Source organism: Pimelobacter sp. 30-1 (genome assembly GCF_018831735.1).
Taxonomy (GTDB): Bacteria; Actinomycetota; Actinomycetes; order Propionibacteriales; family Nocardioidaceae; genus Nocardioides.
Genome location: NZ_NHTS01000006.1, coordinates 755333 through 772371, shown reverse-complemented (window position 1 = coordinate 772371; position 17039 = coordinate 755333). Strand labels below are relative to the sequence as shown.

Genomic DNA, 17039 nt, shown 5'->3' with positions numbered 1-17039 from the left:
CGTCGTCGGCGCGCAGGAACGCCGATTCCTCCGCTCCGATCGCTCGTGCCTCACTCACTACGCTCCGTCGCTCGGCGCTCCTGAACCGACCGACGGGCAGTCGGCTCGACGCGGCGCGGCATCGAGCCCCCGGTGCCCCTCAGGTGGGTTCGGGGGCCGTCGTGCTGTCCGGGGTGCTGTCGGCAGCGCGCTCGTGGTGCTCCTGGCCCTCGTGCTCGTCGGGCGCCTCGCCCGGCACGTGCCGGCGGCTGCGGCGGTGGCGCAGCTCGACCCAGAGGCCGCGGACGCCGGCCCGGCGCCCGCCGATCTCGGTGCCGTCGAGCTCGGTACCGGGCTCGTTGACGGCCTGGACGGCCGCTCGGGTCACCGGCAGCACGCCCTCGCCGCGGAAGGCTTCGAGCATCGTCTCCTCGTCGGGGACCTGCTCGAGCGCGGCGAGCACCGACGGCACCAGGACGCCGGCCAGGGCGCGGTAGCCGGCCACGGACGGGTGGAACTGGTCGGGGCCGAAGAGCAGGGCCGGGGCGGCCGCGAACTCGGGGCCGAGGATGTCGCCGAGCGAGACGGTCCGGCCGCCCTCCTCGATGACCGCGATGGTCTGGGCGGCGGCCAGGCGGCGGGACCAGGCGCGCGCGACCTGGCGCAGCGGCGGGGCGATCGGCTGGACCGTGCCCAGGTCGGGGCAGGTGCCGACGACGACCTTGCCGCCCGGCGCGATGAGGCGGCGTACGCCGTCGGCGAGGTAGCGCACCGAGTGCGAGGGCCGCACGGTGTGGGTGACGTCGTTGCCGCCGACGAGGATGACGGTGACGTCAGGTTCGATGGGCAGCGCCCGGTCGACCTGGGCGGCGAGGTCGGAGGACTTCGCCCCGACCACGCAGAACTCGCGCAGGTAGACGCGGCGGTCGGCGTGCTCGGCGACCGCGCTCGCGATGAGGGCGCCGGGGGTCTGCTCGACCCGCTCGGCGCCGTAGCCGGCGGCGCTGGAGTCGCCGAGGACGGCGATCTTGATCGCGGGACCGGGCCGGCCGCGGCCGTACCAGCCGGTCGCGTCCGGCGGCGGCTCCTCGCGGGCGGGGCCGATCGTCTTGCGGGCCAGCTTGGCCTCGGCGCTCAGGACGCCGTAGAGGCCGGCGCCGAGGGCGGACAGCCCACCCCCGCCGTAGAGCGCGGCGGCGGCGAGCTTGCGGGCGGCGGACGCTTTGCTCACGCGGGCCATGCTACGGAGGGACCGATACGGTGATCCCATGGAGTACGTCGAGTCCCTGCTGCAGCTGATCGGCAACACCCCGCTGGTCCGGCTCAATCGTTCCCTCGACCTTCCCGCCGACGGACCGTTGGTGCTGGCGAAGGTGGAGTACCTCAACCCCGGCGGTTCGGTGAAGGACCGGATCGCCACGCGCATGATCGAGGCCGCCGAGGCCTCCGGCGCGCTCAAGCCCGGCGGCACGATCGTCGAGCCGACGTCCGGCAACACCGGCGTCGGGCTGGCGATGGTGGCCCAGCAGAAGGGCTACAAGTGCATCTTCGTGTGCCCCGACAAGGTCAGCGAGGACAAGCGCAACGTCCTCAAGGCGTACGGCGCCGAGGTCGTGGTCTGCCCGACCGCCGTCGCGCCCGAGCACCCCGACTCCTACTACAACGTGTCCGACCGGCTCGCGAGCCAGCCCGGCGCCTGGAAGCCCGACCAGTACTCGAACCCGCACAACCCGCGCTCCCACTACGAGGAGACCGGCCCCGAGCTGTGGCGCCAGACCGACGGCCGGATCACCCACTTCGTCGCGGGCGTGGGCACCGGCGGCACGATCTCCGGCATCGGTCGCTACCTCAAGGAGCAGAACGCGGCCGTCGAGGTGATCGGCGCCGACCCCGCCGGGTCGGTCTACTCCGGTGGCACCGGGCGGCCGTACCTGGTCGAGGGTGTCGGTGAGGACTTCTGGCCCGAGACCTACGACCGCGGCGTGGCGGACCGGATCATCGAGGTCTCCGACGCCGACTCGTTCGCCTTCACCCGCCGCCTGGCCCGCGAGGAGCAGATGCTCGTCGGCGGCTCCTCCGGCATGGCCGCGTTCGCCGCGCGCCAGCTGGCCCAGGAGCTCGCGGCCGCGGGCCGCAACGACGCCGTCATCGTCGTCCTGCTGCCCGACTCGGGCCGCGGCTACCTGAGCAAGGTCTTCAACGACGACTGGCTCGCGCAGTACGGCTTCAGCACCGGCCAGCCCCAGCCGGCCCGCACCGTCGGCGAGATCCTCAGCTCCAAGACCGGCGGCCTGCCGGCGCTGGTGCACACCCACCCCAACGAGACCATCGCCGAGGCGGTCCAGATCCTCCAGGAGTACGCCGTCTCGCAGATGCCCGTCGTGCGCGCCGAGCCGCCGATCGTGGCGGCCGAGGTGGCCGGCTCGGTCTCCGAGCGCGCGCTGCTCGACGCGGTGTTCACCGGCAAGGCCAAGCTGACCGACCCGGTCGAGCAGCACATGTCGCCGGCGCTGCCGACGATCGGCTCGACCGAGGACGCCACGGCCGCCGTACCGCTGCTGGAGTCGGCCGACGCGGTGCTCGTGCACGAGGACGGCAAGCCGGTCGGGGTGCTCACCCGGCACGACCTGCTGCAGTTCCTGGCGCGTGGCTGAGGCCGCCAGTCCGATCCGTCCCGCGCGGCCGGAGGACGTCCCCGACGTCCTCCGGCTGATCCGCGACCTGGCGACCTACGAGCGCGAGCCCGACGCGGTCGAGGCGACCGAGGACGACCTGCAGCGCTGGCTGTTCGGAGCCGACCCGGTGGCGAGCGTGCTCGTCGCCGAGGAGGTGCCGGGCGGCCGCGTGGTCGGGATGGCGCTGTGGTTCCGGACCTACTCGACGTGGACCGGTCAGCCCGGGATCTACCTGGAGGACCTCTACGTCGAGCCCGGGCAGCGGGGGAGCGGGCACGGCCGGGCGCTGCTCGTCGCGCTCGCCCGGATCGCCGTCGAGCGCGGCTACCGTCGCGTCGACTGGGCGGTGCTCGACTGGAACGCGCCGTCGATCGCCTTCTACGAGTCGCTCGGGGCGACGCCCCTGACCGAGTGGGAGACCTACCGGCTGACCGGCTCGGCGCTCGCCGAGCTGGCCGGGGCGGCGCCCGGCGCGTAGTAGCGGCACCCGTGGTGGGCGGCGAAGCCCAGCGCCTCCCAGAACGCCTGCCCGCCGGGGTTGTCGGCCTCGACGTGCAGCCACGCGGTGAGTGCGCCCTGCTCGGCCGACCAGCTCAGCAGGCGCGCGACCACGGCCGCGCCCATCCCGCGCCGCCGGTACGACGGGTCCACGGTGACGCCGTGCAGCCCGACCCAGTCGCCGTCGACCGCCGCGTGCCCCTCGGCCACCGGGTCGCAGCCGGTGCCCGCGCTGACGACCGCGCGGGGGCCGGTGACGGACAGCTCGACCGGTGTGGCCGGCGCCGTCGCGGACGGCGGGAGCGCGCGGCGTACCCGGGAGACGGAGGCGAGCCACAGCTCGGAGTCGCCGACCGGCAGGGGGAGCCAGCCCGCGGCGCGCACGTCCGCCTCGACGTCGGAGCCGGTCTCGACCTGGACCAGCGGGTCGCGGCCGCGCTCGGCGTAGAAGGCGGCGACGGCGGCGAGCGCCTCGTCGACCGGGCGGTCGGGGTCGCCCATCGCCAGGCACGAGCTGGCGCGCTTGAGCAGCCGGCCGGTGGGCGCGGTCTCGGTCCGCAGGGTCCAGGCGCCCAGCGGCGTGGTCGCGACCGTGGGCCACAAGGCGGCGGTGTGCGCCTCGGCGTCGCGCGAGCTCACCCGCATCCGCACCGGCGGACGCGGCGGGACCGGCTTGCCGGAGACGACGTCGGCGAGCACGATCCGGACCTTCTCGCCGTCGGCCCGCTCGACCAGGCAGGTCTCCTCGTCCCAGGCCAGGCAGGTGCCGAGCACGTCGGTGAAGGCGGGGCCACCGCTCGGTCCGGTCTGTCCGCGCAGCACCCGCCGCACGACGATCCGCTGCCCCACGACGTGGGGTCCGAGGAGATGACGTCCAGAATCCGGGGGTCTGCGCGCATCGGGCACGCCGGGGATACTAGGCTGACCCCGATACGAAACACATTCGTGTCTGACTTTTGCCGCTAGTCCTGGTCCAGGAGGAACCGATGACCTACATCATCTCGCAGCCGTGCGTCGATGTTAAGGACCGTGCTTGCGTCGATGAGTGTCCGGTCGACTGCATCTACGAGGGCAAGCGGATGCTCTACATCCACCCCGACGAGTGCGTCGACTGCGGTGCCTGCGAGCCGGTCTGCCCGGTCGAGGCGATCTTCTACGAGGACGACGTCCCGGAGGAGTGGAAGGACTACTACGACGCCAACGTGAAGTTCTTCGACGACCTCGGTTCGCCCGGCGGTGCCGCCAAGATGGGCGAGATCGACAAGGACGCCGAGTTCATCGCTGCGCTCGACCCGCAGAACCAGGACCACTGAACACCGCGGTCTCGGGCCGCCTGCCCGACTTCCCCTGGGACAAGCTCACCGGGTACGCCGAGCAGGCGCGCGCGCACGCCGGCGGGATCGTCGACCTCTCGATCGGTACGCCGGTCGACCCGACGCCCGCCGTCGCCCGCCAGGCCCTGATCGACGCCGCCGACGCTCCGGGCTACCCGCTGACGGTGGGTGTCCCGGAGGTCCGGCAGGCCGTCGTCGACTGGCTCTCCGGCACCCACGGGGTGACCGGGCTCGGCGTCGACCAGGTGCTGCCGCTGATCGGCTCCAAGGAGTTCATCGCCTCGCTGCCGACGTACCTCGGGATCGGCGCGGGCGACCTGATCGGCTACCCGGCGCTGGCGTACCCGACCTACGAGGTCGGCGCGGCCCTCGTCGGCGCGCGGGCGATCGCCACCGACGCGCTCACCACGTTCGGGCCCGAGACGCCGAAGCTGCTCTGGCTCAACTCGCCGTCGAACCCGTCGGGCCGGGTGCTGCCCAAGGAGCACCTCAAGAAGGTCGTCGACTGGTGCCGTGAGCGCGGCGTGCTGCTCGTCTCCGACGAGTGCTACCTCGACTGCGTGTGGGAGGGCGAGGCCTACTCGGCCCTGCACCCCGACATCTGCGGCGGCTCGGCCGACGGCATCCTCGTGGTCCACTCGCTCTCGAAGCGCTCCAACCTGGCCGGCTACCGCTGCGCGTTCGTCGCCGGCGACCGGTCGGTGATCGCCGAGCTCCTCGCGGTGCGCAAGAACCTCGGGATGATGATGCCCGCGCCCCAGCAGCACGCGATGGCGGCCGTCCTCGGTGACGAGGCGCACGTCGCGGAGCAGCACGAGCGCTACCGCGGGCGTCGTACCCGGCTGCGGGCGGCGCTCGAGGCGGCCGGCTACACGATCGACCACTCCGAGGCCTCGCTCTACCTGTGGACCACCCGCGGCCCCGACGGCCCGGACTGCTGGCAGCTCGTGGCCGACCTCGCTGCCCAGGGCATCCTGGTCGCGCCGGGCGCGTTCTACGGCGCCGCCGGCTCGCACCACGTCCGGATCGCGCTCACCGCGAGCGACGAGCGGATCGACGCGGCGGTGGAACGGCTCACACGCGGCTGACGGTCGCCGTTCGGCCGAGCACGCCGAGCAGGTGGTCGAGGTCGGTCGGGTCCGAGGTCAGCACGACCGCCTCGGGCGTGCAAAGCGTCGCGACGTGCGCATCCACGATGTCGCTCGTCCCGGCGCTGGCGAGGAGCCGCCCGATCCGGCGGGAGGCGCTCGCATCGATGGGCTGCTCATCGATGCCCCGGAGGGCGCGGGCCAGCCGGGCTTGCCGCGCACCGTTGCGCCAGGTCTGGGCGACCGCTCCGCTGCTCGTGCGCACCGGGATGCCCTCGTCGTGGGCCGCGCGGATCGCCGAGACCACCGCTCGGTTGCGCCACTCGACGGCGAGGAGCGCTCCGGTGTCCAGGACCAGGGTCATGACGTCGGCCCCTCGGACCAGCGCGCGGGCTTGCGGCGGAACAGTGCCCTGGCCTCGGCGAGCTCCTCCTCGGTGAAGGCGCCGTTCTCGGCCTCGAACTCGTCGAGGAACTGGCCGAGGTAGTGGTTGCGCAGCCGCGCGCCGGCGGCGTCCGCCATCCAGGCGCTGACGGAGAGCCCGGCCTCGGAGGCGGCCTCGCGCACGGCGGCGCCGACCTCGTCGTCCAAGGTGATCGTGATCCGGTCCATGCTTCGACGGTAGGCGCATATAATCGTATGCGCAACGGCGATAGCGGGGTCTGTGGAGAACCTCAGCGGAAAACGTCGATGTGGACGTGGTCGCGGTGCTCGAGGACCTTGCGGTCGCCCGCGGAGGACGACGGGGTGTAGTCGCGCCAGCCCTGGCGCCCGGCGGTCCAGATCTTCGCGTCGAAGATGACCGTGCGGATGTCGAGGCGGGCCGCGTTGGCGACCGCCCAGTGAGCCAGGGCCCAGCCCTTGGCGTTGTTGGCCTCGGTGATCGGGCGGACGAAGACGTCGATCGCGCGGCCGTCGTAGTGCGCCGAGCCCTCCATGTGACCGGTGCGCACCCCGCCCGGGGCGTAGCCGCCGAGCGAGAGCCGGCCGAAGTGTCGCAACAGGTCCTCCCGTACGGCGTCCGCGCGCGGCGTCAGCCCGCTCGCGGTCAGCGCGGTGTCGGCCGAGGGCGCCCCGCCGTCGAGGTCGCAGCTGAAGCTCGCGGGGGAGTGGCCGGTCAGCGCCGAGGCCAGCGCCCGGCCGTCGGCCTCGTGGTCGGCGTACGCGTCGGGGTAGGCCGAGCGCTGCACGGCCTGGGCCGCGACGGTGATCTCCATGCCCTCGTAGCCGTCGACCTCGACCAGCGCGTCGAAGAACGCGTTGGCGGAGTAGGTCGGGTCGAGGATCTGCTTGCGCGTGCCCCAGCCCTGGGACGGGCGCTGCTGGAAGAGCCCGATCGAGTCGCGGTCGCCGTAGTCGATGTTGCGGAGCTTGGACTCCTGGTAGGCCGTGGCCAGCGCGATCGAGGTCGCCCGCGCGGGCAGCCCGCGGCGGACCGCGATCGCCGCGATGAGCGAGGCGTTCTCGGCCTGCTCGCCGCTCAGGTCGACGGTGTGGTCGGCGACGGTGACGGTGCAGTCACCGTCGGGACCGCCGACCAGGTCGTCGGTCACCCGCAGCACGACGACGCCGACGGTGACGATCGCCGCGAGGGCGACGACACCCGTCACCACCGCAGCGACCGCACTCGTCTTCACGGCTCCCAGTGTCCGGAGTGGGAAAAACGCACGCCCGGCGCGGCGTCGGCGAGCGGGCTCAGTTGGCGTGCAGCGCCGCGTTGAGCGCGATGCCCTCGCCCTGCCACGGAACGGCCTCGATGGCGCCCGTGACCGAGTTGCGGCGGAAGAGGACGTTGCTGGCACCGGAGAGCTCGCGGGCCTTGACGACGCGGGCCTCGCGGCCGGGCTCGAGGACGGTGACCTTGGTGCCGGCGGTGACGTAGCAGCCGGCCTCCACGACGCAGTCGTCGCCGAGCGAGATGCCGACGCCGGCGTTGGCGCCGAGCAGGCAGCGCCGGCCGATCGCGATGGTCTCCTTGCCGCCGCCGGACAGGGTGCCCATGATCGAGGCGCCGCCGCCCACGTCGGAGCCGTCGCCGACCACGACGCCGGCCGAGATCCGGCCCTCGACCATCGAGGTGCCGAGCGTGCCGGCGTTGAAGTTCACGAAGCCCTCGTGCATGACCGTGGTGCCCTCGGCCAGGTGGGCGCCGAGGCGGACCCGGTCGGCGTCGGCGATCCGGACGCCGGAGGGGATGACGTAGTCGACCAGGCGCGGGAACTTGTCGATGCCGTGGACGGTGACGTGCTGGCCGGCGGCCTGGAGCCGGGCGCGGGTGAGCTCGAAGCCCTCGATCGCGCAGGGGCCGGCGGAGGTCCACACGACGTTGGTGAGCAGGCCGAAGATGCCGTCGAGGTTCTGCCCGTGCGGCGCGACCAGCCGGGACGAGAGCAGGTGCAGGCGCAGCCACACCTCGGCGGTGCCGGCCGGCGCGACGGCCAGGTCGGCGATCTCGACGAGCGTGACCTTGCGGGTGACGCCGCGCGCCTCGTCCGCGCCCTCGAGCGCGAGCAGGTCGGCGGGCGCCTGCGCGTCGGCGGGCTTGGTGCCCAGGGCCGGCGCCGGGAACCAGGTGTCGAGGACGGTCGAGCCGTCGGCGGCGTACGTGGTCAGGCCGAAGCCCCATGCGGAGGTCACGTGAGGAGAGTCTAGGGGGCCGGGGAACCGGCGCGGACCCCGCGTCGTCGGACGGACATGGCACTCGGATCCCGGCTCCTCCTCGCCCTCCTGGCGCTCCCGGGCGCGCTCGCGCTGACCGGCTGCGGGGATGACGGCCCGGTCGAGCTCGAGGTGACCGTCCAGGACTGGAGCGGGTGGCAGCGCGAGCAGCCCGAGCCCGAGCGGTTCACCCGGACCCTGGCGGAGGGCGACACGTTCACCGTCGACGTCCTGGGCGAGGACGACCTCGAGGTGACGCTCGTCGAGGTCGACGGCGGCGAGATCGCCGTCGAGACGAGCGCCCGGCTGGCCGTGGACGGCGGCCTGCGCGACCTCGCGACGTCGTTCTCGTTCGAGCGCGGGGGCAGCATCGAGCTCGAGACCCCGACCCTCGACGCCGGGACGAGGCTCACGCTCGCCGAGCGGTGAGGGGGAGCGGGCTCAGCCGTCGGCCAGGATCGCCAGCTGCCGGCTCTGGGCGAGCAGCCGGCCCTGGTCGTCCCACAGCTCGACGTCCTCGTCGTGGTAGCCGGCGAGGACGTGGCGCGAGGTGACGTGCCCGAGCGCCCACACGGTGCCCGGGGCGACCCGGCGCCGGAAGTGCACGGTCAGCTGGATCGTCGCGGAGGCGAGGTGCCCGATCTCGGCGGTCACCGGCGGGAAGGCGTCGACCATGGCGCCGGCGAGCAGCGCGTCGACGGGGCGCTCGTCGGCGGCGCGGATCCAGCACAGCGACTCGGTCACGCCGGAGGGCTGTCCGGAGAGCCAGCCGGGCGCGGCCGGGGCGCGGTAGGTGTAGCGGTCGAGGATCGGCACCATGCCCTCGGGCACGAGGGCGCTGACGTCGGCGCACTCCTCGGGCCGCGGTACGGCGGGCGCGGAGTGCGGGGTGTGCTCGAAGGTGCCGGCGGCGTCCCAGTCGTGCGTGCTCACGACCGCGTGGGCGATCTCCTTGTCGTCCTGGACCAGCACCGCGTCGTACGTCGAGACGCGGCGTCCCGCGCGGACCTCGCGCACGGTGATGTCGGCCTCGCCGGTCGTGGCCGGGCGGAAGTAGGTGATCGCGATCGCCAGCGCGTCGGGGTGCTTCGACTCCTGGAGCGCGGCGTGGAGCAGCAGCGCCAGGATGTAGCCGCCGTTGGGCGTCTGGTTCGCGGTGTGCCAGTCGGCGGTGATCCGGACCCGGTGCCGGCCCTCGCCCAGCGGGGCGGAGGCGATGGCGTCGTCGAGGAGGTAGCTCACGCCCCCATCCTCCCGGAGCACTCCGACAGCCCCGCCATCACTCCCCGGTGGTGCCGTCGATGCACTCGCGGAGCAGGTCGGCGTGCCCGCAGTGGCGGGCGTACTCCTCGATCATGTGCACGAGGATGTCGCGCACGCTCGCGGTCTCGGTGCCGTCGCGGAAGGTGACGACCTCGCCGAGCGTGGCGTCCGTCTGGAGGTCGAGCCAGGCGTCGGCGAGCGCGACCTGCTCGCGCCAAGCAGCGTCGGCCTCGTCGACGGCGGCCTGGGTCGCCTCGACCTGCGCGAACCCGGCGTCGCCGTCGTCGTCGTGGAGCCGCGGACCGGGACGGCCCTGGAGCGCCATCTGGAACCAGAAGTGCTCGACCCGCGCCATGTGCCGCACCATCCCGAGCAGGCTGAGCCGGCTCGGCGGCACCGAGCGGCGGGCCAGGTCGGCGGGCGCGAGACCGGCGCACTTGCGGGCCAGGGTCTTGCGGTACTCGCCGAGATAGTCGCGGTAGTTCGCGAGCTCGTCGCTCGGCGGCGCCGGCAGCGGGCGGACCGGGGGAGCGGGCGCCACGATGTAGCCGTCCTCCCACTCCGGCAGGCTCGGGTAGACCTGGAGCGTCCCGGGCCGCTCGTGCCACAGCCAGGCCAGGTGCGCGCAGAGGACGCCGTCGAGCTCGTCCTCGACCGCGTTGAGGTCGCCCTGCGTCCCTGCATCCCGTACGGCGCCCGCCAGCGCCGCCCAGCCCGCGTGCCCCGCGAGGGCGAGCTCGGCGATGCCCTCCAGGTGGCCGACCAGCTCGGCGAAGGCGGCCCGGCGCACGTCGTACGGGAACTTGGACTTGTAGGTCAGCCGCTCCGGCAGCGCGAACAGCGCCACCATCGCCGGGTGCGGGTAGACCTCGATGCACACCGGCCACCCCGCGCTGCCGCGATGGGTCGGCGCGACGCTCCACCCGAAGCGGTCGGCGAGCACCTTGGCCCGCGGCTCGGCCATCCCGGGGCGGCCCTGGTTGGCGGTGTGGGCGCCGATCTTGAAGGTCCCGTAGGCCCGGCTGATCGCGGTCTCCGCGGCCCGCTGGCCCGTCTCGTTGGGCACCAGCAGCGGCGCGTCGACCGCGGCCACGACCACGGTCCCGGGCAGGGCCTCGACCCACGCCGCGATCTCGTCGTCGGTGGACACGGTCGCGCTGGCGACGAGGGCGCCGGCGGCGTCCACGGCCGCCAGGCCGGTCCGGCCGTTGACCCAAGCGAGGTCGATCCCGACGAACAGCTTCTGCTCCGAGGCGCTCACCTGCCCCACCCTAGGGAGGCCCGGGGACAAACCGGTTTCCGGATCGGGTGCCCCACGCCCTACGCTGGGGGCAAGGCGTTCGAGCCGTCATCAGCGGCGAGCCCCGGGAAGAACGGCTCCGGCCCAGTAGAACCCGGCGGGTAGGCCCGTCACAGCCTGCAACGAGCGGTCGTCCCCGTCACCGGCGGGAGCGGCAAGCGAGGTGGTACCGCGGCAGACGTCGTCCTCGTGGGTTTCGACAAGCTCAACCACCGGACGCACCGCAGGAGACCGCCACCATGACCTATCCCAAGGTCACCACCGACCCGACCGCCGGCCAGGGTGCCGTCCCGAGCTCGCCGCGGTTCCCCGCGATCGAGGAGCGGATCCTCGCCTACTGGGCCGAGGACGACACCTTCCGTGCGTCGGTCGCGCAGCGCGACCCCGGCGCCGACGGCGCGAACGAGTTCGTCTTCTACGACGGTCCGCCGTTCGCCAACGGCCTGCCCCACTACGGCCACCTGCTCACCGGCTACGTCAAGGACATCGTGCCGCGCTACCAGACCATGCGCGGCAAGCGCGTGGAGCGCCGGTTCGGCTGGGACACCCACGGCCTGCCCGCCGAGCTCGAGGCGATGCGCCTCAACGGCATCAAGACCACCGACGAGATCGTCGAGATGGGCATCGACAAGTTCAACGACGCCTGCCGGGCGTCGGTGCTCAAGTACACCGGTGAGTGGCGCGACTACGTCACCCGCCAGGCGCGTTGGGTCGACTTCGACAACGACTACCGGACCATGAACCCCGAGTTCATGGAGTCGGTGCTGTGGGCCTTCAAGAGCCTGTTCGACAAGGGCCTGGTCTACGAGGGCTTCCGTGTGCTGCCCTACTGCTGGAACGACGAGACGCCGCTGTCGAACCACGAGCTGCGGATGGACGACGACGTCTACCAGATGCGCCAGGACCCCGCGGTCACCGTCGGGTTCGCCATCACCACGCCGGGCGACCTCGCCGGCGCCAAGCTGCTGGTCTGGACGACGACCCCGTGGACGCTGCCCAGCAACCTCGCGGTGATGGTCGGCTCCGACATCGACTACGTCGTGGTCGAGCACGAGGGCGACCGGCTCGTCCTCGCCGAGGCCCGCCTCGCGGCGTACGCCCGTGAGCTGGGCGAGGAGCCCACGATCACCTGGCGGGGCAAGGGGTCGGACCTGCTCGGTCTTGTCTACGCCCCGCCGTTCTCCTACTTCGCCGACCACGAGAACGCCTTCCGCGTCGTGGCCGCCGACGAGGCCGTGACGACCACCGACGGTACGGGCCTCGTGCACAGCGCCGGCGCCTTCGGTGAGGTCGACAAGGAGGTCACCGACCGCGAGGGCATCGAGCCGGTCATGCCGGTCGGCAAGGACGGCCGGTTCACCGTGCCCGTCGACGACTACGCCGGCATGCTGGTCTTCGACGCCAACGCGCACATCATCGACGACCTCAAGAGCACGGGCGGTGCCGTCACGCCCGGCACGCTGCTGCTGCGTCGCGAGACCTACGACCACTCCTACCCGCACTGCTGGCGCTGCCGTGAGCCCCTGATCTACAAGGGCGTGAGCAGCTGGTTCGTCGAGGTGACGGCGTTCAAGGCGCGGATGGCCGAGCTCAACCAGGAGATCCGCTGGGTCCCCGAGCACATCAAGGACGGCCAGTTCGGCAAGTGGGTCGACAACGCCCGCGACTGGTCGATCACCCGCAACCGGTTCTGGGGATCGCCCGTCCCGGTCTGGAAGTCGGACGACCCGGCGTACCCGCGGATCGACGTCTACGGCTCCTTCGAGGAGATCGAGCGCGACTTCGGCCGCCTGCCCCGCAACGCCCAGGGCGAGCGCGACCTGCACCGCCCGTGGGTCGACGAGCTGACCCGGCCGAACCCGGACGACCCGACCGGGAAGTCGACGATGCGCCGCGTCACCGACGTCCTCGACGTGTGGTTCGACTCGGGCTCGATGAGCTTCGGCCAGGTGCACTACCCGTTCGAGAACAAGGAGTGGTTCGAGAACCACTTCCCGGCCGACTTCATCGTCGAGTACATCGGCCAGACTCGCGGCTGGTTCTACACGCTGCACATCCTGGCCACTGCGCTCTTCGACAAGCCGGCGTTCTCGTCGTGCATCAGCCACGGCATCGTGCTCGGCTCCGACGGCAACAAGATGTCGAAGTCGCTGCGCAACTACCCCGACGTCTCCGAGGTCTTCGACCGCGACGGCGCCGACGCGATGCGCTGGTTCCTGATGGCCTCGCCGATCCTGCGCGGCGGCAACCTCGTCGTCACCGAGCAGGGCATCCGCGACGCCGTGCGCCAGGTGATGATCCCGCTCTGGAACACGTGGTACTTCTTCGCGCTCTACGCCAACGCCGAGCAGTACGACGCCACCGGCCGCACCGACTCGACCGACCCCCTCGACCGCTACCTGCTCGCCAAGACGCGCCAGTACGTCGAGAAGCTCAGCGCCGAGATGGACGCCTACGCCATCGCCGACGCCTGCGAGACCACGCGGACCTTCCTCGACGTGCTGACCAACTGGTACGTCCGCCGCTCGCGGGAGCGCTTCTGGGAGGGCAAGCCGGAGGCCTTCGAGACCCTCGCCGCCGTCCTCGACGTGGTCTGCCGCGCCGTGGCGCCGCTGCTGCCGCTGACCACCGAGGAGATCTGGCGCGGCCTGACCGGCGGCCGCTCGGTGCACCTGGCCGACTGGCCCGACGTCTCCGCGCTGCCCGCCGACGACGCCCTCGTCGCGGCGATGGACCAGGTCCGCGAGGTCTGCTCGGCGACGTCCGCGCTGCGCAAGGCCGCCAAGCTGCGCAACCGCCTGCCGCTCTCGGGCCTGACCGTCGTGGTCGAGGACCCGGCCGCGCTGGAGCCCTTCGCGGCGATCGTCGCCGACGAGGTCAACGTCCGCGCCGTGCGCCTCCTCGCCGCCGAGTCGCCCGAGGCGGCGAGCTTCGGGGTCGAGCAGAAGCTCACCGTCAACGCCCGCGCTGCCGGCCCCCGCCTCGGCAAGGACGTCCAGCTCGCCATCAAGGGCTCGAAGTCCGGCGACTGGTCCGTCGCCGCCGACGGCACCGTCACCTCCGGCGGCCTGGCCCTGGTCGAGGGCGAGTACTCGCTCGAGACGGCCGTCGGCGACGCCGCCGAGGGCACCGCCACCGGCATGCTCCCCAGCGGCGGCTTCGTCGTCCTCGACACCCTCGTCACCGCCGAGCTCGCCGAGGAGGGCCTGGCCCGCGACCTCGTCCGTGCCGTGCAGCAGCTGCGCCGCGACAGCGGCCTGGACGTCACCGACCGGATCGAGCTGGTGATCGCCGGCGCGGCGCCGGTCCTCGCCGCGGCCCGTACGCACGAGGCGCTCATCGCGGGCGAGACCCTCGCGACGTCGTACACGGTGGGGGAGGCGGGCGCGCCCGGCGCGACCGAGGTCGTCGTCGGCGACGGCGACAAGGCGACGCTCAGCCTCGAGCGGGCCTAGGGCCACGCCCTAGGCCGGGAGGGGCTTGCGCCAGTCCCCGATCGCGACCTCGATGCGCGAGGTGGTCTCGCCGTTCCAGGTGACGGCGAGCCCCTCGGCCCGCAGCCGCTCGACGACCGCGCCCGCGATCGCCTCCTCGGCGACCTCGGGCCCGAAGGCGCCGTACGCCAGGTAGAGCCGGCCGTCGGCGATCCGCTCGGTGTCCTGCTGGTGGAAGAACGTGTAGCCGCGCTCCTCCCGCGCCGGCCCCCGCTCGTCGTCGATCTCGGCGTGCCCGCAGGTCTGGCAGCAGGTGAAGTCCATCCGCCCCACGATCCCGTCGCCGGCCAGCGCCGCGAACGCGCTCGCCAGGCGGGCGTGGTCGTCGACGCCGCTGCCGGCGCCGACCGCGACGGCCCGCGCGGCCCAGGCGGCGCGGACGATCTGCTCGATCCGGGCGGTCGGCGGGGCCTCCTCGTCGAAGTACTCGGTGACCTGCTCGACGGCGTCCGCGAGGTCCAGGAAGCCGGCGTACACCGCCGCCTCGGCGTGCTCGCGCACCTCGTCCTCGGTCGTCGCCGGTACGACGGGCCGCTCGGCGGGAGGCCGCCGCTTCCAGAACGCACGCATGTGCCGACCCTAGATGTGCGGTGTCTGAACCCCGTGCTGGTTGACTGTCACCCGTGCCTGCGATCGACCTGTCCACCGACGTCGTCACCCTGACCCGCCAGCTGGTCGACATCGAGTCCGTCAGCCGCGACGAGCAGGAGATCGCCGACGCCGTCGAGACCGCCCTGCGTGCGCTGCCCCACCTCGAGGTGACCCGGCGCGGCCACACGGTGGTCGCCCGGACCGACCTCGGCCGCCCGTCCCGCGTGGTGATCGCGGGTCATCTCGACACGGTGCCGGTCAACGCCAACCTCCCCAGCCGGTACGACGAGGAGGCGGGCATCCTGCACGGCCTCGGCACCTGCGACATGAAGGGGGGCGACGCGGTCATCCTCAAGCTCGCGGCGACGGTCGCCGAGCCGGTGCACGACGTCACCTACGTCCTCTACGAGGCCGAGGAGATCGAGTCGGCCTACAACGGCCTGCGGCTGCTCGGTGAGTCCGACCCGGAGCTGCTGGAGGCGGACTTCGCGATCCTCATGGAGCCGTCGAACGCGGGGGTCGAGGCGGGCTGCCAGGGGACCTTGCGCGTCGAGGTCCGGACCCGCGGCGAGCGGGCGCACTCGGCGCGCAGCTGGCGCGGGGTCAACGCGATCCACGGGGCCGGCGAGGTGCTGGCCCGGCTCAACGCGTACGAGGCCCGGCGGCCGGTCATCGACGGGCTGGAGTACCACGAGGGGCTCAACGCGGTCGGCATCAGCGGCGGGGTCGCCGGCAACGTGATCCCCGACGAGTGCGTGGTGACCGTCAACCACCGGTTCGCGCCCGACCGCTCCGAGGCGGAGGCATTGGCCTTCGTCGAGGAGTTCTTCGCCGGCTTCGAGATCACCCTGACCGACACCGCGCCCGGCGCTCTGCCGGGTCTGGACCGGCCTGCAGCGCGGGCGTTCATCGAGGCCGTCGGGGGAGTGGTGAACCCCAAGTTCGGGTGGACCGACGTCGCCCGCTTCACCGCGCTCGGCGTGCCTGCGGTCAACTACGGTCCCGGTGACCCGATGCTGGCCCACAAGCAGGACGAGCACGTCGAGACCGCACAGATCGAGCGGTGCGAGCAGCAGCTGCGCGCATGGCTCACCCCCCAGAGCACCCCCGGCAACCAGGAGAACGCATGACCAGGCGCAGCGGCCCCGGCCCCCGTCCCAGCGCGGGGCGTCCCGAGGGATCCACCACCGACCAGCGGCTGCTCGACAGCCGCGGCGACGGCGGGTGGGTGCACACCGACACCTGGCGGGTGCTCAAGATCCAGGCGGAGTTCGTCGAGGGCTTCAACGACCTCGCCGAGGTCGGCCCGGCCATCTCCGTGTTCGGCTCCGCGCGGATCCCGGACACGCACCCGGCGTACGACATCGGGGTGCGGGTCGGTGCGGCGCTCGCCAAGGCCGGCTTCGCGGTCATCACCGGCGGTGGCCCGGGCGCGATGGAGGCGGCCAACCGGGGCGCGATGGAGGCCGGCGGCGAGAGCATCGGCCTCGGCATCGAGCTGCCCTGGGAGGCCAAGCTCAACGACTACGTCGGCTTCGGGCTCAACTTCCGCTACTTCTTCGTGCGCAAGATGATGTTCGTCAAGTACAGCCAGGGCTACGTCGTCCTGCCGGGTGGGCTCGGCACGCTCGACGAGCTGTTCGAGGCGATGACGCTGGCCCAGACGCTCAAGATCACGCAGTTCCCGATCGTCCTCATGGGCGTCGAGCACTGGCGCGGCCTGATCGACTGGATGCAGGGCTCGATGCTCGAGGACGCCCGCATCAAGCAGAGCGACATCGACATGCTCACCCTGACCGACGACGTCGACGAGGCCGTCGCGCTCATGGTCGCCGCGCGCGACAGGCACGCCTGAGGAGGCGGGGATGTCGCACCCCATGATGTGGGTCTTCGCCGTGCTCATCGTGCTCGCGATGGGCGGCGTCGCCCTCCTCGCGGCCGGTCACGGCGAGCCCATGCGCACCGCGTACGACGACCGCCCCGACGCGCTGGTCCCCACGGACCGCCCGATCGGGGCCGGGGACCTGCGCACCGTGCGGTTCTCGCTGGCCTTCCGCGGCTACCGGATGTCCGAGGTCGACGCCCTCCTGCAGCGCCTCGCCGGCGAGATGGACCGCGCCGCCGCGCCACCTCGCGACGACGCCGAGTAGGTTCGCGCC

18 protein-coding genes are annotated in these 17039 nt (G+C 72.8%); 9 read left to right on the top strand and 9 right to left on the bottom strand.

Annotated features, from left to right (window positions below):
- Positions 1–139: 139 nt before the first annotated feature.
- Positions 140–1210, bottom strand: coding sequence for an SGNH/GDSL hydrolase family protein (locus CCO04_RS18595; RefSeq protein WP_215815593.1), 1071 nt, complete (start codon positions 1208–1210; stop codon positions 140–142).
- Between the two features lie 37 nt (positions 1211–1247).
- Here CCO04_RS18595 and CCO04_RS18590 point away from each other — a divergent pair, with 37 nt between their 5' ends.
- Both CCO04_RS18590 and CCO04_RS18585 read left to right on the top strand, forming a co-directional pair.
- Positions 1248–2633, top strand: coding sequence for a cystathionine beta-synthase (locus CCO04_RS18590; RefSeq protein ID WP_215815592.1), 1386 nt, complete (start codon positions 1248–1250; stop codon positions 2631–2633).
- Entirely contained in the window at positions 2626–3132 is a 507-nt protein-coding gene (locus CCO04_RS18585) for a GNAT family N-acetyltransferase (RefSeq protein ID WP_215815591.1), read from the top strand. Before CCO04_RS18590 ends, CCO04_RS18585 begins: the two co-directional genes overlap by 8 nt.
- On the opposite strand, the gene CCO04_RS29875 is transcribed toward CCO04_RS18585, so the two are convergent.
- A complete protein-coding gene (locus CCO04_RS29875) occupies positions 3075–4001 on the bottom strand; it encodes an N-acetyltransferase (RefSeq protein ID WP_215815590.1) in 927 nt (308 codons plus the stop codon). The genes CCO04_RS18585 and CCO04_RS29875 overlap by 58 nt on opposite strands.
- Positions 4002–4138: 137 nt before the next feature.
- On the opposite strand from CCO04_RS29875, the gene fdxA reads away from it, so the two are divergent.
- Complete coding sequence (fdxA, locus tag CCO04_RS18575) at positions 4139–4465, top strand: ferredoxin (protein WP_215815589.1); 327 nt, start codon at positions 4139–4141, stop codon at positions 4463–4465.
- The gene (gene dapC / locus CCO04_RS18570) at positions 4462–5574 is read left to right on the top strand and encodes a succinyldiaminopimelate transaminase (RefSeq protein ID WP_215815673.1); all 1113 of its coding nucleotides are present in this window, start codon (positions 4462–4464) and stop codon (positions 5572–5574) included. The genes fdxA and dapC overlap by 4 nt, the downstream gene beginning before the upstream one ends.
- Here the strand turns inward: dapC and CCO04_RS18565 are convergent.
- The 4 genes from CCO04_RS18565 to dapD form a co-directional block, all read right to left on the bottom strand.
- Positions 5561–5938, bottom strand: coding sequence for a hypothetical protein (locus CCO04_RS18565; protein WP_215815588.1), 378 nt, complete (start codon positions 5936–5938; stop codon positions 5561–5563). The genes dapC and CCO04_RS18565 overlap by 14 nt on opposite strands.
- Positions 5935–6186 (bottom strand): hypothetical protein, encoded by a 252-nt coding sequence (locus CCO04_RS18560; protein WP_215815587.1) that lies wholly within the window; start codon positions 6184–6186, stop codon positions 5935–5937. Before CCO04_RS18560 ends, CCO04_RS18565 begins: the two co-directional genes overlap by 4 nt.
- A gap of 62 nt (positions 6187–6248) precedes the next feature.
- Entirely contained in the window at positions 6249–7211 is a 963-nt protein-coding gene (locus CCO04_RS18555; RefSeq protein ID WP_215815586.1) for a hypothetical protein, read from the bottom strand.
- Between the two features lie 58 nt (positions 7212–7269).
- Positions 7270–8211, bottom strand: a complete 942-nt coding sequence (gene dapD / locus CCO04_RS18550; protein ID WP_215815585.1) for a 2,3,4,5-tetrahydropyridine-2,6-dicarboxylate N-succinyltransferase — start codon at positions 8209–8211, stop codon at positions 7270–7272.
- Positions 8212–8268: 57 nt separating this feature from the next.
- On the opposite strand from dapD, the gene CCO04_RS18545 reads away from it, so the two are divergent.
- A complete protein-coding gene (locus CCO04_RS18545; RefSeq protein WP_215815584.1) occupies positions 8269–8661 on the top strand; it encodes a hypothetical protein in 393 nt (130 codons plus the stop codon).
- A gap of 12 nt (positions 8662–8673) precedes the next feature.
- On the opposite strand, the gene CCO04_RS18540 is transcribed toward CCO04_RS18545, so the two are convergent.
- Positions 8674–9474, bottom strand: coding sequence for an acyl-CoA thioesterase II (locus tag CCO04_RS18540; protein ID WP_215815583.1), 801 nt, complete (start codon positions 9472–9474; stop codon positions 8674–8676).
- A gap of 37 nt (positions 9475–9511) precedes the next feature.
- On the bottom strand, positions 9512–10756 hold the full coding sequence (locus CCO04_RS18535; RefSeq protein ID WP_215815582.1) for a DUF429 domain-containing protein: 1245 nt from the start codon (positions 10754–10756) through the stop codon (positions 9512–9514).
- A 278-nt stretch (positions 10757–11034) separates the two neighbouring features.
- Here CCO04_RS18535 and ileS point away from each other — a divergent pair, with 278 nt between their 5' ends.
- Positions 11035–14250, top strand: a complete 3216-nt coding sequence (gene ileS / locus CCO04_RS18530) for an isoleucine--tRNA ligase (protein ID WP_215815581.1) — start codon at positions 11035–11037, stop codon at positions 14248–14250.
- Positions 14251–14259: 9 nt separating this feature from the next.
- Here ileS and CCO04_RS18525 read toward each other — a convergent pair whose 3' ends face one another.
- Positions 14260–14859, bottom strand: coding sequence for a hypothetical protein (locus CCO04_RS18525; RefSeq protein WP_215815580.1), 600 nt, complete (start codon positions 14857–14859; stop codon positions 14260–14262).
- Positions 14860–14912: 53 nt separating this feature from the next.
- On the opposite strand from CCO04_RS18525, the gene dapE reads away from it, so the two are divergent.
- Genes dapE through CCO04_RS18510 form a run of 3 tightly spaced genes read left to right on the top strand, consistent with a single transcriptional unit; the run spans position 14913 to position 17030 of the window.
- Positions 14913–16010, top strand: coding sequence for a succinyl-diaminopimelate desuccinylase (dapE, locus tag CCO04_RS18520; RefSeq protein WP_215815579.1), 1098 nt, complete (start codon positions 14913–14915; stop codon positions 16008–16010).
- Positions 16007–16735, top strand: a complete 729-nt coding sequence (locus tag CCO04_RS18515) for a TIGR00730 family Rossman fold protein (protein WP_215815578.1) — start codon at positions 16007–16009, stop codon at positions 16733–16735. The genes dapE and CCO04_RS18515 overlap by 4 nt, the downstream gene beginning before the upstream one ends.
- Before the next feature lie 10 nt (positions 16736–16745).
- A complete protein-coding gene (locus CCO04_RS18510) occupies positions 16746–17030 on the top strand; it encodes a DivIVA domain-containing protein (RefSeq protein ID WP_252373368.1) in 285 nt (94 codons plus the stop codon).
- Positions 17031–17039 lie beyond the last annotated feature (9 nt).